This window comes from Aliivibrio fischeri ATCC 7744 = JCM 18803 = DSM 507 (genome assembly GCF_023983475.1).
GTDB classification, from domain to species: domain Bacteria; phylum Pseudomonadota; class Gammaproteobacteria; order Enterobacterales; family Vibrionaceae; genus Aliivibrio; species Aliivibrio fischeri.
The window spans coordinates 48,054-64,858 of record NZ_CP092712.1 but is presented as its reverse complement, the minus strand read 5'-3'; the positions used below and the strand labels follow the sequence as shown (position 1 = coordinate 64,858).

At 41.3% G+C, this 16,805-nt stretch carries 14 protein-coding genes; 6 read left to right on the top strand and 8 right to left on the bottom strand.

What is annotated here, in order from left to right:
• The first annotated feature begins 2 nt into the window (after window positions 1–2).
• The 3 genes from AVFI_RS00280 to AVFI_RS00270 are packed head-to-tail and all read left to right on the top strand — an operon-like array spanning window position 3 to window position 3,135.
• The gene (locus AVFI_RS00280) at window positions 3–764 is read left to right on the top strand and encodes a uroporphyrinogen-III synthase (protein ID WP_065595628.1); all 762 of its coding nucleotides are present in this window, start codon (window positions 3–5) and stop codon (window positions 762–764) included.
• On the top strand, window positions 761–1,954 hold the full coding sequence (locus tag AVFI_RS00275) for a uroporphyrinogen-III C-methyltransferase (RefSeq protein WP_065595627.1): 1,194 nt from the start codon (window positions 761–763) through the stop codon (window positions 1,952–1,954). The genes AVFI_RS00280 and AVFI_RS00275 overlap by 4 nt, the downstream gene beginning before the upstream one ends.
• Entirely contained in the window at window positions 1,951–3,135 is a 1,185-nt protein-coding gene (locus AVFI_RS00270) for a heme biosynthesis HemY N-terminal domain-containing protein (RefSeq protein WP_054776012.1), read from the top strand. The genes AVFI_RS00275 and AVFI_RS00270 overlap by 4 nt, the downstream gene beginning before the upstream one ends.
• Before the next feature lie 78 nt (window positions 3,136–3,213).
• Here AVFI_RS00270 and fre read toward each other — a convergent pair whose 3' ends face one another.
• The 6 genes from fre to trxA form a co-directional block, all read right to left on the bottom strand.
• Entirely contained in the window at window positions 3,214–3,924 is a 711-nt protein-coding gene (gene fre / locus AVFI_RS00265) for an NAD(P)H-flavin reductase (protein ID WP_017018910.1), read from the bottom strand.
• A gap of 97 nt (window positions 3,925–4,021) precedes the next feature.
• Window positions 4,022–4,285 (bottom strand): 2Fe-2S iron-sulfur cluster-binding protein, encoded by a 264-nt coding sequence (locus AVFI_RS00260; protein WP_005416876.1) that lies wholly within the window; start codon window positions 4,283–4,285, stop codon window positions 4,022–4,024.
• Between the two features lie 166 nt (window positions 4,286–4,451).
• Entirely contained in the window at window positions 4,452–6,296 is a 1,845-nt protein-coding gene (ubiD, locus tag AVFI_RS00255) for a 4-hydroxy-3-polyprenylbenzoate decarboxylase (protein WP_188863327.1), read from the bottom strand.
• Window positions 6,297–6,434: 138 nt separating this feature from the next.
• Window positions 6,435–7,430 (bottom strand): hypothetical protein, encoded by a 996-nt coding sequence (locus AVFI_RS00250; RefSeq protein ID WP_188863328.1) that lies wholly within the window; start codon window positions 7,428–7,430, stop codon window positions 6,435–6,437.
• Between the two features lie 159 nt (window positions 7,431–7,589).
• Window positions 7,590–8,849 carry a transcription termination factor Rho gene (gene rho, locus AVFI_RS00245; protein ID WP_054776017.1) on the bottom strand — a complete coding sequence of 420 codons (1,260 nt, stop codon included), beginning with the start codon at window positions 8,847–8,849 and terminating at the stop codon, window positions 7,590–7,592.
• 239 nt (window positions 8,850–9,088) lie between these two features.
• On the bottom strand, window positions 9,089–9,415 hold the full coding sequence (trxA, locus tag AVFI_RS00240) for a thioredoxin TrxA (protein WP_005416871.1): 327 nt from the start codon (window positions 9,413–9,415) through the stop codon (window positions 9,089–9,091).
• A 112-nt stretch (window positions 9,416–9,527) separates the two neighbouring features.
• On the opposite strand from trxA, the gene rhlB reads away from it, so the two are divergent.
• On the top strand, window positions 9,528–10,826 hold the full coding sequence (gene rhlB / locus AVFI_RS00235) for an ATP-dependent RNA helicase RhlB (protein WP_005416870.1): 1,299 nt from the start codon (window positions 9,528–9,530) through the stop codon (window positions 10,824–10,826).
• Window positions 10,827–10,859: 33 nt separating this feature from the next.
• Entirely contained in the window at window positions 10,860–12,353 is a 1,494-nt protein-coding gene (gene gppA / locus AVFI_RS00230) for a guanosine-5'-triphosphate,3'-diphosphate diphosphatase (protein ID WP_188863329.1), read from the top strand.
• A gap of 298 nt (window positions 12,354–12,651) precedes the next feature.
• On the opposite strand, the gene hemB is transcribed toward gppA, so the two are convergent.
• Complete coding sequence (gene hemB, locus AVFI_RS00225) at window positions 12,652–13,668, bottom strand: porphobilinogen synthase (RefSeq protein ID WP_011260930.1); 1,017 nt, start codon at window positions 13,666–13,668, stop codon at window positions 12,652–12,654.
• Window positions 13,669–13,819: 151 nt separating this feature from the next.
• On the opposite strand from hemB, the gene AVFI_RS00220 reads away from it, so the two are divergent.
• Window positions 13,820–14,581 (top strand): TatD family hydrolase, encoded by a 762-nt coding sequence (locus AVFI_RS00220; protein ID WP_054776011.1) that lies wholly within the window; start codon window positions 13,820–13,822, stop codon window positions 14,579–14,581.
• 81 nt (window positions 14,582–14,662) lie between these two features.
• Here AVFI_RS00220 and AVFI_RS00215 read toward each other — a convergent pair.
• Window positions 14,663–15,834 (bottom strand): IS3 family transposase gene (locus tag AVFI_RS00215; protein ID WP_139073841.1). Its coding sequence is split into 2 segments (ribosomal slippage): window positions 14,663–15,564 and window positions 15,564–15,834, totalling 1,173 coding nucleotides; the frame shifts between segments, so codons are not numbered across the junction.
• Window positions 15,835–16,805: the final 971 nt, after the last annotated feature.

The window sequence follows — 16,805 nt, the reverse complement described above, 5'->3', positions numbered from 1 at the left end:
CTATGACGATTTTGGTGACTCGCCCTGAGCAAGAGAGCCAAGCTTTATGTGATGCCTTGAATCAATCAGGGCATCCAGCTATTTCTCATCCTCTTATCACCATTCACCCCGGCAATGAACTGTCTCAACTCCCTAGGCTATTTTCTTCACTTAATGATGGTGATTTTATTATCGCTGTCAGTCAGCACGCTGTTGAATACACCCAAAAGTATTTAAAACAGCTACAATTAGAGTGGAAACAGGGGGTTAATTATATTGCGGTCGGTCAAAAGAGCGCTCAACACCTCAAAAAGTATATTTCAGATCCAGTACACTACCCAACCCATAGCGACAGTGAACATTTATTAGCCCTTCCTGTCTTACAAAACGCGACAGGGAAAAAAGCCATTATTCTTCGAGGAAATGGCGGACGAGATCTGATTTATCAAGTTCTGAACGATCTCAATGTGGATGTGACATATTGCGAGGCTTACCAACGTCAAGCCATCGCATTTGATGCATCTATCAAAACTCGAGAGTGGCAAGAAAAGAACGTAAACACATTGATTGTGACCAGTGGTGAACAACTCTCTTTTTTCACCTCTCAATTTACAGGTACAGATTTAAATTGGGTACTGAAGCTTAGATTATTGGTACCAAGTGAGCGCATTAACCAGTTTGCAAAAGAACTTGGTTATCAACATATTGAAACGGTTGGCGGAGCCTCTAATTCCGACTTGCTGCACTATATCAGTGAGCATCATTATGATGGGATTTTCAAATGACAAAAAATAATAATACAACACAGCCAACCGAAGATAAGCCGGTTGTGACTACAGCCCCTGATATAAAAAAAGAGCCAGAGAAAACCACCACACACTCTGCTTCTAACACAGAAAATATTGTCGATAAAAAAGGCCGTCGCTTAGGGACTGTTGCCATTATTATCTCTATTTTATTCAGTGGCGGTGCCTTCTTAGCATCGCAACAACAAGTTACCCAACAACAAATCCAAATCGCTCAACTTGAGCAAAAATTAAAAACAGCAGATACCACGCTTGATGCAAAACTGGTTGCAGCAGAGCAGCGCATTACCGATAAAGCAGATGAGATTGTACGTAAGGCGACGGTTCTAATGCAGCAACAAGATAAGAGCATTGCGAGCCTTCAATTGGCAATTGCTGATATCAAAGGTCGTCGTCCAAATGACTGGTTACTTGCAGAAGCGGATTACTTAGTAAAAATGGCTGGTCGTAAATTATGGTTGGAACATGATGTGGTCAGTGCAACGCGTTTAATGGAAAACGCAGACCAACGAATTTCTGCATTAAACGATCCAAGCCTTACACCGCTACGTCGCGCAATGGCTGATGACATTGCGACATTAAAAGCGATCCCATTAATTGACCGTGATGGCTTAGTATTAAAACTAAATAGCCTAGAACAACAAATTAATAAACTGCCATTGGCAAGCGCCGTTCTTCCAGAAGCCGATGCTGTCGAAGAAAAACACGTTTCAACCAACATTAATGATTGGCAATCAAACCTAAAACAATCTCTTAATGATTTTGCTGGCCACTTCATTACATATAGAGTTCGTGAAGGTAACGTTATTCCACTACTTAGCCCTGAGCAGCATTTTTACTTAAAAGAGAACATTAAAGGCAAATTGCTACTGGCATCTAAAGCACTTTATCGTGAGCAAAGTGAGGTTTATGCAACATCACTAGAAAGCGCAAAACTGTGGTCTTCTCAGTACTTCCAACAAGATGACCCTGCAGTGAAAAGCTTTATGGCTCAGCTAGACTCTTTAGCAAAATACAAAGTAGACGTTCGTTATCCAAAGAAAATGAAGACTCAAGCGCTATTGTCGGACTTCATTTCAGAGCGACTTCGCCGTAATGTTCAAGCGATTGGTGAAACCCCAAAAGCAACAGTAAAACAGACTGAAACAACTGAAGGAGGTAAATCATGATCCGATTACTTCTTCTGGCGATTGTCTTAGTCGGTGGATTAATCGTGGGAACAACCTTTGCTGATCAACAAGGCTATGTATTAATATCCGTTGCTAATACGACCATAGAGATGAGCTTAACGACCTTAGTGCTCTTTATTGGTGCTTTGATTGCTGGCTTGTTCTTACTTGAAATGATCGTGAAGCGCATTCTATCTGTGAGTAATTATACTCGTGGTTGGTTTAGTGCTCGTCATTTGCGTAAAGCTCGTTACAACACCTTTAAAGGTATGATTAAACTGCACGAAGGTGAATGGAAAGAGGCTGAGCGTCTAATAACTAAAGGTGGGCGTCATAATGATTTCCCACTATTAAATTATTTGGCTGCTGCGGAAGCGGCTCAAGGTCGTCAGCAAACTGATCTGAGAGATAAATACCTACAATTAGCATCAGAGCAAGATGACAGTACATTAGCGGTTGCATTAACCAGTGCAAAACTGCAAATGCGCCAAAAACAGTATGAACTGGCATTAGCGACCTTACAGTTTGTTAAGGTTGATTACCCTCGTAATCCGGTTTTATTAGAACTACTAAAAGAGTGTTACCTTGCATTAAATGAATGGCAAGCACTGAAAAACATCATTCATCCTTTAAGTAAAGCGAATCTAATTACCGACCAACAAGCCTTAGAGTTAGAAGAAAAAGCAGAATGTGGGTTAATGGCCGTTATTGCGACCAATAAGGGAACCGCTGGTTTACTAGAGCATTGGGATGCCTTACCAAAGAAACTTAAAAAACATGTTCCAATTCTGATTTGTCTCATTCAACAATTACAAATACGTAAAGCAGATTCAGAAGCGTATATTATCTTGCGAGATAACCTAAAGAAACGTGCGGATGATCGTCTCGTTGCTCTACTGCCTACACTAAATCTTGCTGATTATCACCCAGTAACCGTGTTGCTTGAAAGCATGGCAGATTACGATGTTCGTAACCCAGTAATTCAAAGTACATTGGCGCAGCTTTATATGCGAACACAAAAATGGCAGCCAGCGCGTGAACATTTTGAGGCTGCATTAGCGATTCGTGAAGATATGTCTGATTACGCCTATCTTGCGCGAGTATTAGATAAGCAAAACCGCAAACAAGCGGCAGCAGATCTTTCTCGTAAAGCACTGACTATGGTTGATGATAAAGGCTAATTCATTTTTTATAACATCCATAAAAAAATGCCACTCATTATTGAGTGGCATTTTTATTTGTCTTTTTAGTGCTCTAAATTAGATAAATGCGAATGCATCACCAAACAGCTGCTCTTTCTTCGCTTGTTTTTCAGTGGTGAACTGCTCACGTGCTGCACCAGCCATTTCAAAGCGACCTGCGATGTAAATATCCATATCTGCTAGTGAGTTAAAATCGGCTTTTACCGCTTCTAACACATTACCCGTTTTACCTGTCCAGCCTTCACTTTTCTCAACCACTGGCACAAACGTAATATGGCTATGCGCTTGAGCAATGCTCTCTAATTCTGCTTTTGCATACAGTTGGCATTCATCACGACCACCCCAGTATAGGTAAATTGGTTTTTGAATCTGTTGGCTAATACAGTGATCAAGAATTGAACGTACGTAACTAAAACCTGTACCGCCAGCAATCAATAACATTGAACGATCGCTGTCTTCACGGATCCACGCTTCACCATGAGGCGCATCAATTAAAATATCACCACCCGTTTCTAGTGCCGATTTCATTGATTCAACCACTTCTCCGGCATAAGCATTGTGCTCTGCGGCACCAATATGTAACTCAATTTCACCTTCGTGGCGACAAGGACTACTTGCGATTGAGAATGGGCGTTTGTCTTTTTCACCCATAACAACCGTTAGGTATTGGCCTGCTTTAAAAGCAACAGGCTGTTCTGGGTGAAGTAAAATTCGAAAAGTATTACAAGCCAATGGCTCGATAGACTTTACTTTGCAATTGATTGGCATGACTTTCCTTTTTCAGCTGATGCCTTTTTAATATGGCATTTGTACGCTGTCATTATTATGTGTATTGAGCATTAAACTCTAATTATACGGGGAGGATTTATTCTAACAACAGCACTAAATCACTTTTTGCTGTTGCCTGACACGCAAATACCCACCCTTCTTGTTGTTCTTTATCGGTAAGAAGAGGCTCTAAATCGTATTCAATTTCACCCTCTAATTTTTTGCATAAGCACATAGCACATGCGCCGACTTGGCATCGGTTTGGATAATTAATTCCCGCCTCGAGTGCCGCATCAAGAATGGTTTGTCCTTCTTCGATGCTAAATTCTTTTTGCTGTGGTAGTAAGGTTATTTTTTTCATCACACTTTATCTTTTTCAGATCTTAATGAAATACCTTTTCGTTTACTTTATTCAGTGAAATGAAATGTCTTTCCGCAAAAACAGAATGGATTTAATTGGTGTTGATAGCTTATCGATAGCAACAGCTGTTTTGCTACAAGACATTACACTTCACTAAAACCAATACTTATTTGAAAATCCCTAATTCATTCCAAATGGCATCGATTTTCGCAACAACTTCTGGGTCTTTCTTGATTGGTGTTCCCCACTCACGAAGACATTCACCTTCCCATTTATTGGTGGCATCTAACCCCATTTTTGAGGTTTCACCTTCGCTTTGTAAAAATAAGGTATCTCTCGCCGGATCCATTCGTGTTGTTACCGCCCAAATGATGTCATTCCAATCACTCACATTGACATCATCGTCACACACTATAACAAATTTGTTCTCTTCAAATTGAGCCCAAATAGCATCCATGATTTTCTTAGCATTACCTGCTGCCTGTTTATTGATGGATACAACCACCATATTGGCATTGTCATTCTGCAAATGAATTTCAATAATCTCAGGACATATTTTGGTTATTTCAGCGATACACCCTTCAATCTGCTCACTGCTTGTTAATGAACATTCCACGTTTGGTGATAATGCTAATTCTGCATCCCATTTTTTCGTGATATCTAAGCCAATTTTTGAACCTAATCCCACCACAGGTGAAGCAAAATCTAATGAATCTATCGGCGTATTTTCTATCATCAAACTGTCACGAGCCGGATCCATATGCTGAGACATTGCCGCCGTTACTTGTGACCAATCTCGAGCATTCACCTCTTCATCGCAAACCAATACAAACTTGGTGTACATAAACTGACGTAAGAATGACCATACTCCCATCATCACACGTTTAGCATGACCTGGATATTGCTTCTTCATTGTCACAACCGCCATGCGGTACGAACACCCTTCAGGAGGAAGATAAAAATCAATAATTTCAGGAAACTGCTTTTGTAAAATAGGCACAAACACTTCGTTTAATGCCACACCTAAAACCGCGGGTTCATCTGGTGGGCGTCCAGTATACGTACTGTGATAAATTGGCTCTTTACGCATGGTAATGTGCGTAACCGTAAACACATGGTGTTTTTCAACTTCATTGTAGTAACCGGTATGATCCCCATAAGGGCCTTCATCGGCAAATTCAGTTGGATCAATATAACCCTCAAGGACAATCTCAGCGCTGGCTGGTACTTCTAAATCATTACTGATGGATTTGGTTATTTCAGTTCTGCTACCTCGCAGAAGACCTGCAAACGCATATTCAGATAAAGTATCAGGCACAGGCGTTACTGCACCTAAAATCGTTGCTGGATCGGCACCAAACGCCACAGAAACAGGAAACGGCTCTCCTGGATGCGTTTCCATCCAGTCACGTAAATCCAAAGCACCGCCACGGTGAGCAAGCCAACGCATGATCACTTTGTTTTTACTCAGCTTCTGCTGACGGTAAATACCTAAGTTTTGGCGTTTTTTATGTGGGCCTTTGGTAATTGTTAAGCCCCACGTTAATAACGGAGCCACATCATCAGCCCAACAACTCATTACAGGAATTTTATCAAGATCAACATCATCGCCCTGCCAAACAATCTGTTGGCATGCCGCTTTACGAATATTCTTCGTTGGCATGTTCAACACTTGCTTAAAGACTGGCAATTTATCTAATGCATCTTTAAAGCCTTTTGGTGGCTCAGGCTCTTTTAAGTACGCAAGTAATTTACCTACTTCACGCAGTTCTAAAACGTCTTTGCGGCCCATGCCGATAGCGACACGCTCTGGCGTACCAAATAAGTTAGTTAAAACCGGAATATCATAGCCAATTGGATTTTCAAATAGCAAAGCAGGACCACCCGCACGTAAAGTACGATCGCTGATCTCTGTCATTTCATAATGAGGGTCAATGGGGTGTGAAATGCGTTTTAGCTGACCAATATCTTCCAAATGGCCGATAAAATCACGTAAATCCTTATATTGCATCGCTATCTACATCTAATGAGTTTGAATAGATTATACCCAAACAAATGAATATGCCCAACCTACTTAAAAGTCATAACCTAGAACCAAAACACATTTTTTCAGGCAGAAATTAACCAACATTCAGAGGACTAACCCCTACTAATTCTGAGATAAAGCAAACTTTACGTGCTGCCTACGAACATTACTGCTATTGCCTACCAAACTTTCTAACCAAGAAGCATGCCCATAATTCGCTAAGTGCATTGCAACGGCACCACCATCCTGAATATGATCAAGTTTCGCTAACAAAAAATGCTGAACCTCTTGCGGCAGCGGATGAAGTTGAGCAAGTGAAGCAAAAGCACTCAGCTTCAGTGATGGATTTTTAGTTGCAGCCATTAATTGCTCTGTCGCAAATGGATCAGGTGCTAATCTCGCTAAACGATTAAGCTCATTGATACTGTATTGATCGGTTCGCATACGCCATAACATCTTATATATTTTAGGATTTTTAGATACTTGAGCTAAACGAACCATCACTTCAGTGGTTGGCAACCACACCGATAATGTGTCGTCCGTAATCTGATTAACAAGATACTCTAATGCTTCTGGCGTAAGGCTATCTAATTCAGCTAACACAATAGATTGACGTACACGTACTTGATGAGGTTCACCCGTCAACCATTCAGATAATATAAGACGCTTTTCTTCAGCAGCAAGAATGAAGTCCAATACTTGTTGTTCTTTCTTCATCTGATTTAATACACGAGCAGCAATACTAGAATAATCAAATGCTAACTTAGTGACGACATAGCCATCACCTTGTTCTTTAATAGTATAAGTTGGATGCAGCGTTAACTGTTCTTTTAACCAAATACTGACTGTTGGAGATAAGATTAATCTTTCTTTTTCAATGTATTGAAGCAACATAAAGCGTACCGCTTCTTGCTGTGGCATAGAAAGACGATTAAGAGAAAAGTTTAGTGTTGTGGTGTCATCATCAATAAGATATTGATGCAGTTTTTCCACCTTCTTCTTGAGTTGCTGATCATTCAACAAACTATTCTTAAAGTTTGGTTGAATCTCAGAGGCTAATACTTGCCCAAACAGCAAACTAGTAAAAAGGAAGATAGATGCTAACAGTCCTTGTCGCATAAGTTACTCCCTGAAATGAACCCAAGTACAATACTGAGTTCAAACTTAGTACAAATGATAATGCGATCAAATTAACATTTAATCAACAAAAAACGCTACCATAGTGGTAGCGTTTCATTATTTTTGAGCTATAAATCTAATAAATGAGTCTTTTGTCAATTACTGACGACGCATCGCATCAAAGAACTCATCATTTGTTTTCGTCATTGATAGCTTATCAATTAAGAATTCCATCGCATCGATTTCGCCCATTGGGTGAACAATCTTACGTAGAATCCACATTTTCTGTAGCTCATCAGCTTTAGTTAACAGCTCTTCACGACGAGTACCTGAACGGTTAAAGTCGATAGCTGGGAATACACGTTTTTCCGCAATCTTACGGTTTAGGTGTAATTCCATGTTACCTGTACCTTTAAACTCTTCGTAGATAACTTCATCCATTTTAGAGCCAGTATCAACAAGTGCTGTTGCGATGATAGTTAAGCTACCACCTTCTTCAACGTTACGTGCAGCACCGAAGAAGCGCTTAGGACGGTGAAGTGCGTTTGCATCTACACCACCAGTAAGAACTTTACCAGATGATGGGATCACTGTGTTATATGCTCGAGCTAGACGAGTGATTGAGTCAAGTAAGATAACTACGTCTTTCTTATGTTCAACAAGACGTTTTGCTTTCTCGATAACCATTTCAGCAACTTGAACGTGACGAGACGCTGGCTCATCAAACGTTGATGCAACTACTTCACCTTTAACTAGGCGTTGCATCTCTGTTACTTCTTCTGGACGTTCGTCGATAAGTAGAACCATCAACTCACACTCAGGGTGGTTATGCGCAATACTTTGAGCAATGTTTTGAAGTAACATTGTTTTACCCGCTTTTGGCGGAGCAACAATAAGACCACGTTGGCCACGGCCAATTGGTGATGCTAAATCAAGAACACGTGCTGTAATATCTTCTGTTGAACCATTACCACGTTCCATGCGTAAACGATCGTTAGCATGTAGAGGAGTAAGGTTTTCAAAAAGGATTTTATTACGTGCGTTATCAGGACGGTCGTGGTTTACAGCGTTTACTTTAAGAAGAGCAAAGTAGCGTTCGCCATCTTTTGATGGGCGAATCTTTCCGGCAATGGTATCACCAGTACGCAGGTTAAAACGACGAATTTGGCTTGGCGATACATAAATATCATCAGGACCCGCCAAGTAAGAACTGTCTGCCGAGCGAAGGAAACCAAAGCCATCTTGCAGAATCTCTAGAACACCGTCACCGAATATATCTTCGCCACTCTTTGCGTGCTGCTTAAGAATAGAAAAAATAATGTCTTGTTTTCTTAGACGAGCTAAGTTTTCTAGGCCTAGTGTTTCGCCAAGAGCAACAAGGTCCGATACAGGTCGGTTTTTAAGTTCAGTAAGATTCATAGTGGTAGGTAGTTGTTTAGTCAAAATCAGATTCTATCTTTAGTTGATTTAAGAATGGATGACCTTCGAGCTCGGTCAAGAAATGAAATCGTATAAATTACGCGCGATAAATTATCACTTATTCGGTTTTTAGTCTAGGGGGTTAACCCTATTTATGGGCTTAGCTTAGCTCAGATAAAACAAAACCGCACATAATTTTTCATTATATGCGGTTCTATCTGACTTAATACCATCCTAAATTATAGGTTTGCATCAAGAAACTCTTTAAGTTGAGTCTTTGAAAGTGCACCCACTTTCGTTGCAGCTACGCCGCCATCTTTGAAAAGAAGTAGCGTTGGAATGCCACGAATACCAAATTTTGGTGGTGTACCAGCATTTTGATCGATATTTAATTTACCAATCGTTAGTTTGCCTTCGTACTCATCAGCAATCTCATCCAGAATCGGGGCAATCATTTTACAAGGACCACACCATTCTGCCCAGAAATCTACTAGTACAGGGCCTGCAGCGTTGATTACACTTTCTTCAAAACCGCCATCTGTAAGCTGCAAAATTTTGTCGCTCATCGTCAACTCCAACGTTAAATTTAAAGGCTGATTTGATGATAACCAGCAAATTGATTCTCTATTTGAATGGAATCCGTTTCGTATTGCAAGCTTTAACTGATATTCTATAGCAATGAAAAAGACGCACATCACAGAGCAAAACTTTGCCGACCTAGGTTTACAGCCTCAGGTTATCGATGGTTTGAATGCAAAAGGGTTCATCAAATGTACCCCAATTCAAGCTAAGGCATTGCCGGTACTGCTCGCCGGCCAAGACATTGCAGGCCAGGCCCAAACGGGTACAGGTAAGACGCTAGCGTTCCTTACTGCTACTTTTAATCACCTATTAACGACACCAGCACCAGAAGGTCGTAAAATCACACAACCGCGTGCCATTATCATGGCTCCGACACGTGAATTAGCGATTCAAATCTTCAATGATGCTGAATCACTTATCGCAAGTACAGGCCTAAAAGCGGCACTGGCTTACGGTGGTGAGCGTTATGAAAAACAACAACAAGTGATTGAGCAAGGTGTTGATATTTTGATCGGTACAACCGGTCGTATTATCGACTTTTACAAGCAAGGTCACATCGACTTTAAGATGATTCAAGCTGTTGTTCTTGATGAAGCCGATCGTATGTTCGATTTAGGTTTTATTAAAGATATTCGCTTTATCTTCCGTCGTATGCCTGCGCCAACAGAGCGTTTGAACATGCTGTTCTCTGCCACGTTATCTTACCGTGTGCAAGAGCTTGCGTTTGAACACATGCAAGAGCCAGAGCACGTTGTTGTTGAGCCAGAGCAAAAAACAGGTCATCGCATTAAGGAAGAGCTTTTCTATCCTTCAAATGATCATAAAATGGCATTACTTCAAACACTTATTGAAGAAGAATGGCCAGATCGTGCGATTATTTTTGCAAACACAAAACACAAATGTGAATCAGTTTGGGGTCACCTAGCTGCTGATAAACACCGTGTTGGCCTTCTAACTGGTGACGTTCCACAGAAAAAACGTGAGCGCATTTTAGAAGAGTTCACACAAGGTAATGTTGATATCTTAGTTGCTACCGATGTGGCTGCTCGTGGCCTACATATTCCACAAGTAACGCATGTATTTAACTTTGATTTACCAAACGAAGCAGAAGATTACGTTCACCGTATTGGCCGTACAGGTCGTGCTGGTGCAAGCGGTAACTCTATTAGCTTCGCATGTGAAGAATACGCAATTAACCTTCCTGCTATCGAAGAATATATTGAGCATTCAATCCCACAATCTGATTACGACGCTTCGGCATTACTAGAAGATTTGCCAGCTCCACTACGACTTCAACGTCGTCCACAGCAAAATCGTCGTAATAACAATGGTCAACGTCAAGGCGGTAACCGTAAGCATACTCGCCCACGTCAACCACGTAATACTCAGTCGTAAATTGAGCGCTCAGTAAAAAAGTAAAAGGATGTTATGAAAAGTTCAACAATGTCACCAATGTATGCCGCCATCGATTTAGGCTCCAATAGCTTCCATATGCTTGTTGTGCGTCATATAAATGGTAGTGTGCAAACCATGGCTAAAATTAAACGTAAAGTTCGTTTAGCTGCGGGATTAAATGAAAATAACACACTCAGCCATGAAGCTATGCAACGTGGGTGGGATTGTTTGAGCTTATTTGCAGAACGTCTGCAAGACATCCCTGTAGAAAATATTCGCATTGTCGGTACAGCAACGCTGCGTGTCGCTAGCAATGTGGATATCTTCTTAGAAAAAGCCAATCAAATCTTAGGTCACAACATTAACGTGATCGAAGGCGAAGAAGAAGCTCGTATGATTTACCAAGGAGTTGCGCACACTTCAGGTGGTAATGGCCGTCGTTTAGTCGTTGATATCGGCGGAGCAAGTACAGAGCTAATTATTGGTGAAGGCTTTGAAGCACAAGCACTCACAAGCTTAAAAATGGGTTGTGTAACTTGGCTAGAAGGCTACTTTAAAGATCGTGCCCTAACCCAAAAGAACTTTGATGCAGCAATTGCCGGCGCTAAAGAGACGTTAGCTCCAATTTTACAGCAATATACTGACTTAGGTTGGCAGACCTGTGTTGGAGCCAGTGGTACGGTACAAGCATTGCAAGAAATTATGTTGGCGCAAGGCATGGATGAGGTCATCACCTTAGCCAAGCTAAAGCGCCTTCAAAAGCAAGCAATGCAATATGAACACTTAGAAGAGTTAGATATTGATGGGTTAACACTTGAGCGAGCATTAGTGTTCCCAAGCGGTTTATCCATCCTTATTGCTATTTTTGAATTATTAAACATCGATTCTATGACTCTAGCTGGCGGCGCGTTACGTGAAGGCCTATGCTACGGAATGATCGATGAACTGCAACACGATGAAGTGTGTCAACGCACAATAAAGAGCACCCAACAGCGTTATCAATTAGACGTTGGCTACGCTCAACAAGTCACCGACCTCTCAATTCAACTTGTGCAGCAATGTGGTAACGACTGGCTTACTGAGCCACAAGCATTGCCATTGCTTACTGCGGCAACTCAGCTTCATGAAATTGGTATGTGTATTGATTATAAAAAAGGTGGAGAGCACTCAGCCTATTTAATTAACGCACTGGATTTACCTGGTTTCACTCGCGCTCAAAAACACTTAATTGGTGAGTTATTACGCCGTTACCGCGAATATTTCTCAGCCATGCCAACTCAACATGCAGTTTCTGATATCTCCGCTCAACGCATGCTACGTATTTTACGTTTAGCGATTATTCTCACTCATCGTCGTGATGTGAATTTAGCGCCTGCTGTAACGCTATCAGAAAAAAATGATGTTTTGTCATTGTCGATTGATGGGACTTGGCTGGCGGCGAATCCTCTAACGAGATCGGAGTTAGAGATTGAAGCGGATAAGCAGACGAATATTGGTTGGGATTTGGTTATAGATGCTAGGGACTAGGGACTAGGGACTAGGGACTAGGGACTAGGGACTAGGGACTAAAACGCTTCGCTTCTATAAGAGCAAAAGCAAGTGCCTTACTGTACAGGTTTCAGGAAAAATAAAAGCATGATGATTAACTAAAATCATCATGCTTTTTTTATTTCTTAGATGAAGAACTTAAAAAATGCAAAGTTCTCGCTCTTATCGTTTCTAGTTAGCGCAGCGCATAGTCTCTAGTTAACACCAAAGCTCACCACATTTCCCCTGAAACCTTTAAGCAAAGCGACCTGAACCCTGCTTTTTCTCGTCCCTACTCTTACTTCTTCTCTTCCGCCAACCACTCTGCTACATCTTTCGCAAAGTAAGTTAGGATGCCATCCGCACCAGCACGCTTAAAGCACAGCAGTGATTCCATTACCGTATCGCGCTCACTCAACCAACCATTCATAATAGCGGCTTTGTGCATCGCGTACTCACCTGATACTTGATAAGCAAACGTAGGCACTTGAAGTTCAGTTTTAACACGACGAACGATGTCCAAGTAAGGCATACCTGGTTTCACCATCACCATGTCCGCACCTTCATTGATGTCCATTGCCACTTCATGAATTGCTTCATCACTGTTTGCTGGGTCCATCTGGTAATTTTTCTTATTACCGCCTTTCAGGTTTGATGAAGAACCCACTGCATCACGGAACGGGCCATAATAACAAGACGCGTATTTTGCAGAGTACGCCATGATTTGTGTATGAACATGGCCCGCTTTTTCTAGTGCTTTACGGATCTCACCAATACGACCATCCATCATGTCAGACGGAGCCACCACATCAGCACCCGCTTCTGCATGTGATAACGCCTGCTTAATCAGAACTTCTGTCGTTACGTCATTCATTACGTAACCATCTTCATCGATGATGCCGTCTTGACCGTGAGTTGTGAATGGGTCTAAAGCCACATCAGTAATCACACCAAGCTCTGGAACATGTTCCTTTAGGGCTTTAACTGTACGTTGAACTAGACCTTCAGGGTTATAAGCTTCAGCAGCACATAGACTTTTAACGTCTTGAGAAACCACAGGGAAAAGTGCAATCGCAGGAATACCTAAATCATAAAGACGTTGCGCTTCTTCAAGCAGTAAATCGATAGATAAACGCTCAACACCCGGCATAGACTCAACAGACTCACGACGATCTTTACCCATAAGAACAAACATTGGATAAATCAAATCATTTACTGTTAGTTGGTTTTCAGCCATTAGTCGGCGGCTAAATTCATGTTTACGCATACGGCGCATGCGGCGGTTTGGAAACGCACCAAGAATGGATACAGACACACTGTGCTCCTTTTTGTATTTATGATGCTTTCCAATATATACCTATCGAGTGGCTAATCGTAGTCTTTCAAGTGACTTTTTCGTATAGATCTGATTTTTACTTTGAACTTGGTATGATAGAAGCCATTATTTTTTGTTTTAGGGTTTCACCATGATAGATACTCACGCTCATATTTATGCAAAAGAATTTGATGAAGATAGAGATGCTGTTGTTCAGCGCGCACTAGAACAAGGTATTAGCAAAATTCTACTACCTAACATCGATTTAGAATCTATCAAACCAATGCTCAAAACCGAAGCAGCTTATCCTGATGTTTGTCATTCAATGATGGGATTACACCCTTGTTATGTGAACGCTGATGTAAAAGAGAGCTTAGCAATCATTCACTCATGGTTTGAAAAGCATAATTTCATTGCGGTAGGTGAAATAGGTATTGACCTATACTGGGACAAAACCTTTAAAGCAGAACAAGAGATGGCATTTATTACCCAATTAAATTGGGCAAAAGAGATGAAACTACCAGTAGTAATCCACACTCGTGACTCTATTGAAGAAACATTAAGTCTATTAAAACAAGAGCAAGACGGTTCATTATCAGGTGTTTTCCACTGCTTTGGTGGCTCAGTTGATGAAGCAAAAGCCATTAATGATTTAGGATTCCACTTAGGCCTTGGTGGCGTGTCTACTTTTAAGAATGGTGGGATGGATAAGATTATTCCTCACCTCGATATGGATTATGTAATCCTAGAAACCGATTGTCCTTATTTAGCACCGGTACCACATCGTGGTAAGCGTAATGAGCCTGCGTATACACAGTTAATTGGTCAGCGTGTAGCGGATTTACGTGAAATGAGTTTGGCTGATGTGGATGCGATTACGACGGCGAATGCGATGAAGTTATTTGGGATTTAAGAGATAGCTTCGCTTGAAGGTTTCAGGTTTCAGGTTTCAGGTTTCAGGTTGATATGACCCCTTAAAAGTAGACACGGGGTTTTAGTTACTTAACTCAAAATCTATGGGGCTCTTTCCTCCTAGAGTCCCATGCCTTCTTATCGGATTATAATAGCCATCGATATAAAGTCGACTTTGCATTGTCATCTCTTCTCTTGATAGTTGCCCTAAACAGCTTATCCATTCCTTTTTATACTGAGCAAAGAAACTCTCTGAACAAGCATTATCCCAACAGTTTCCTTTACGGGACATACTGATTGTTATTCCTCTCTTGTACAACCAACGCATCGTCATCTCTGACGTATACTGAACTCCTTGGTCTGAATGAAACATCAATTGACTACCATCAGGTCTACGTCTTTCCCAAGCCTTCTTTAAACTACGAACTACAAGCTCTGCGTTGTTAATCCTACTCGTCGACCAACTGATGACCTTTCTTGAGTAAAGGTCTAATACAACACATAAGTACTGCCAACCCTCACTACATCGGACCTGAGTAATGTCTGAAGTCCAAACCCTGTTTGGCTGTGATACTGAAAACTTTCGGTCCAGTAAATTAAAAGCTGGAAAGCCTAATTTCTGCTTAGGCGCACACCCATGCCTCTTCTTACTCGCTCTGGAACGATAACCAAGACTTTGAAGCAGACGTTGGATCCGTTTCTTATTACAAATAAAACCATAAGAGATAGCGGCTTCATAGAGTTTTCTATAGCCAGGGACACAGTGTTGACGTTCGCTTTCGTCTTTTAAAAAACACTTCAATTCAGCGTTATATCTATCGCGAAGCGTAGGCTCTCTATTTAACCACTTATAATACCCTGAAGTGGACACATCAAGATAGCGACAAAGTTTTACTACCGGCCTTACTGGGCTTGAGTACTTGGAAATAAACTCAAATCTTATTCTCTTCGTCTTTCGAAGTAGGCCGTCGCCTTTTTTAAGATATCGTTCTCCAACTCCGCATCTGCTAAGCGTTTTTTAAGTTCGACAACCTCACGCTCTAGTTCTTTTAGCGATTTTTCAGGGCCTTTATTAGGAATGGGCGCTACTGTGTGTTTTTTAGATGTCATCTGGCTTCTCCATTTTACCAATAGCTGAGGAGCGATCCCAATAGAGATCGCCACTGATTTTACTGTATCTGGAGAGTCTAATGACTGTTGAACTGCGTTTCTTTTGAACTCATTAGAAAACTTTCGTTGTGATTTGATTTTCATGTCACTCAATCCTCGTGATCGAGTGTCCACTTTATTGGGGTCAAATCAGGAAGAGCCTATACGGCTCGCTAACTAGAGGCTATAAGATCAAAAGATAAATAACTTCTCTTAAGACGCAACACGTTACTTATAGAGGTGAAAACCTGCATTCACAACCCCTCCTAACCTCCCCTTATATCGACATTGGTGACCACATGAGATATTACTCAAGGAGAGGAACACCATTGTGATCGCTGAAATATCCGCACCAAAGAAGGCCTCCCCTTTTATCTATGAATTACTGGGATCGAGAATATCAATATAAGGGGGAGTTAGAGGGGGTTACTAAAAAACATCAATAAAGACATTGAATAACTAAAGTCTCTACTCACAACCCCTCCTAACCTCCCCTTATATCGACACTGGTGATCACATGAGATATTTACTCAAGGGGAGGAACTGTATTGTGATCGCTGAAATATCCGCACCAAAGAAGGTTCTCCCCCTTTATCTATGAATTGCTGGGATCGATAATTTCAATACAAGGGGGAGTTAGAGGGGGTTGTTGATACCATATTTCATTACAATTCTGAATCGGCTTTTGATTTTCCTCGCTCCTCGAGCGAAGCGTCCTCGCCTCTCATCCCTGCTTTTTACTTTGCTCTAAACAAGAAAAGCCCCACTAGATTTTCATCTAGCGGGGCTATAACTTTACTCGCAGCAATCCGGCTACTAATGGTGCTCCATGCATCAAATCCTTGATAGTATGCTGAATCCGTCAGCTTATTCCTTTCGTCGCCATCCTAGCGGTGTCCATGATCTATCCTGATCCGTTAACAATCCTTAGTTAACTCTCTTCGCTTGTTCCTTGAGCGGTGTCCTTTACATCATCCTGATGTGCAGTCCATTTACCTCAATCCTAGAGGTGTCCATTGTCTTTCCTTAGTAGCAACCATCCTAGTTACTATTGCGTCCATTCAATGTCCATTTCG

Coding starts and splice junctions, on each gene's coding strand:
- AVFI_RS00260 (WP_005416876.1), bottom strand. CDS start 4,285: ATGAAAAAAATAACCTTACTACCACAGCAAAAAGAATTTAGCATCGAA.
- AVFI_RS00280 (WP_065595628.1), top strand. CDS start 3: ATGACGATTTTGGTGACTCGCCCTGAGCAAGAGAGCCAAGCTTTATGT.
- AVFI_RS00270 (WP_054776012.1), top strand. CDS start 1,951: ATGATCCGATTACTTCTTCTGGCGATTGTCTTAGTCGGTGGATTAATC.
- rhlB (WP_005416870.1), top strand. CDS start 9,528: ATGAAAAAGACGCACATCACAGAGCAAAACTTTGCCGACCTAGGTTTA.
- gppA (WP_188863329.1), top strand. CDS start 10,860: ATGAAAAGTTCAACAATGTCACCAATGTATGCCGCCATCGATTTAGGC.
- AVFI_RS00275 (WP_065595627.1), top strand. CDS start 761: ATGACAAAAAATAATAATACAACACAGCCAACCGAAGATAAGCCGGTT.
- AVFI_RS00250 (WP_188863328.1), bottom strand. CDS start 7,430: ATGCGACAAGGACTGTTAGCATCTATCTTCCTTTTTACTAGTTTGCTG.
- AVFI_RS00220 (WP_054776011.1), top strand. CDS start 13,820: ATGATAGATACTCACGCTCATATTTATGCAAAAGAATTTGATGAAGAT.
- ubiD (WP_188863327.1), bottom strand. CDS start 6,296: ATGCAATATAAGGATTTACGTGATTTTATCGGCCATTTGGAAGATATT.
- trxA (WP_005416871.1), bottom strand. CDS start 9,415: ATGAGCGACAAAATTTTGCAGCTTACAGATGGCGGTTTTGAAGAAAGT.
- rho (WP_054776017.1), bottom strand. CDS start 8,849: ATGAATCTTACTGAACTTAAAAACCGACCTGTATCGGACCTTGTTGCT.
- fre (WP_017018910.1), bottom strand. CDS start 3,924: ATGCCAATCAATTGCAAAGTAAAGTCTATCGAGCCATTGGCTTGTAAT.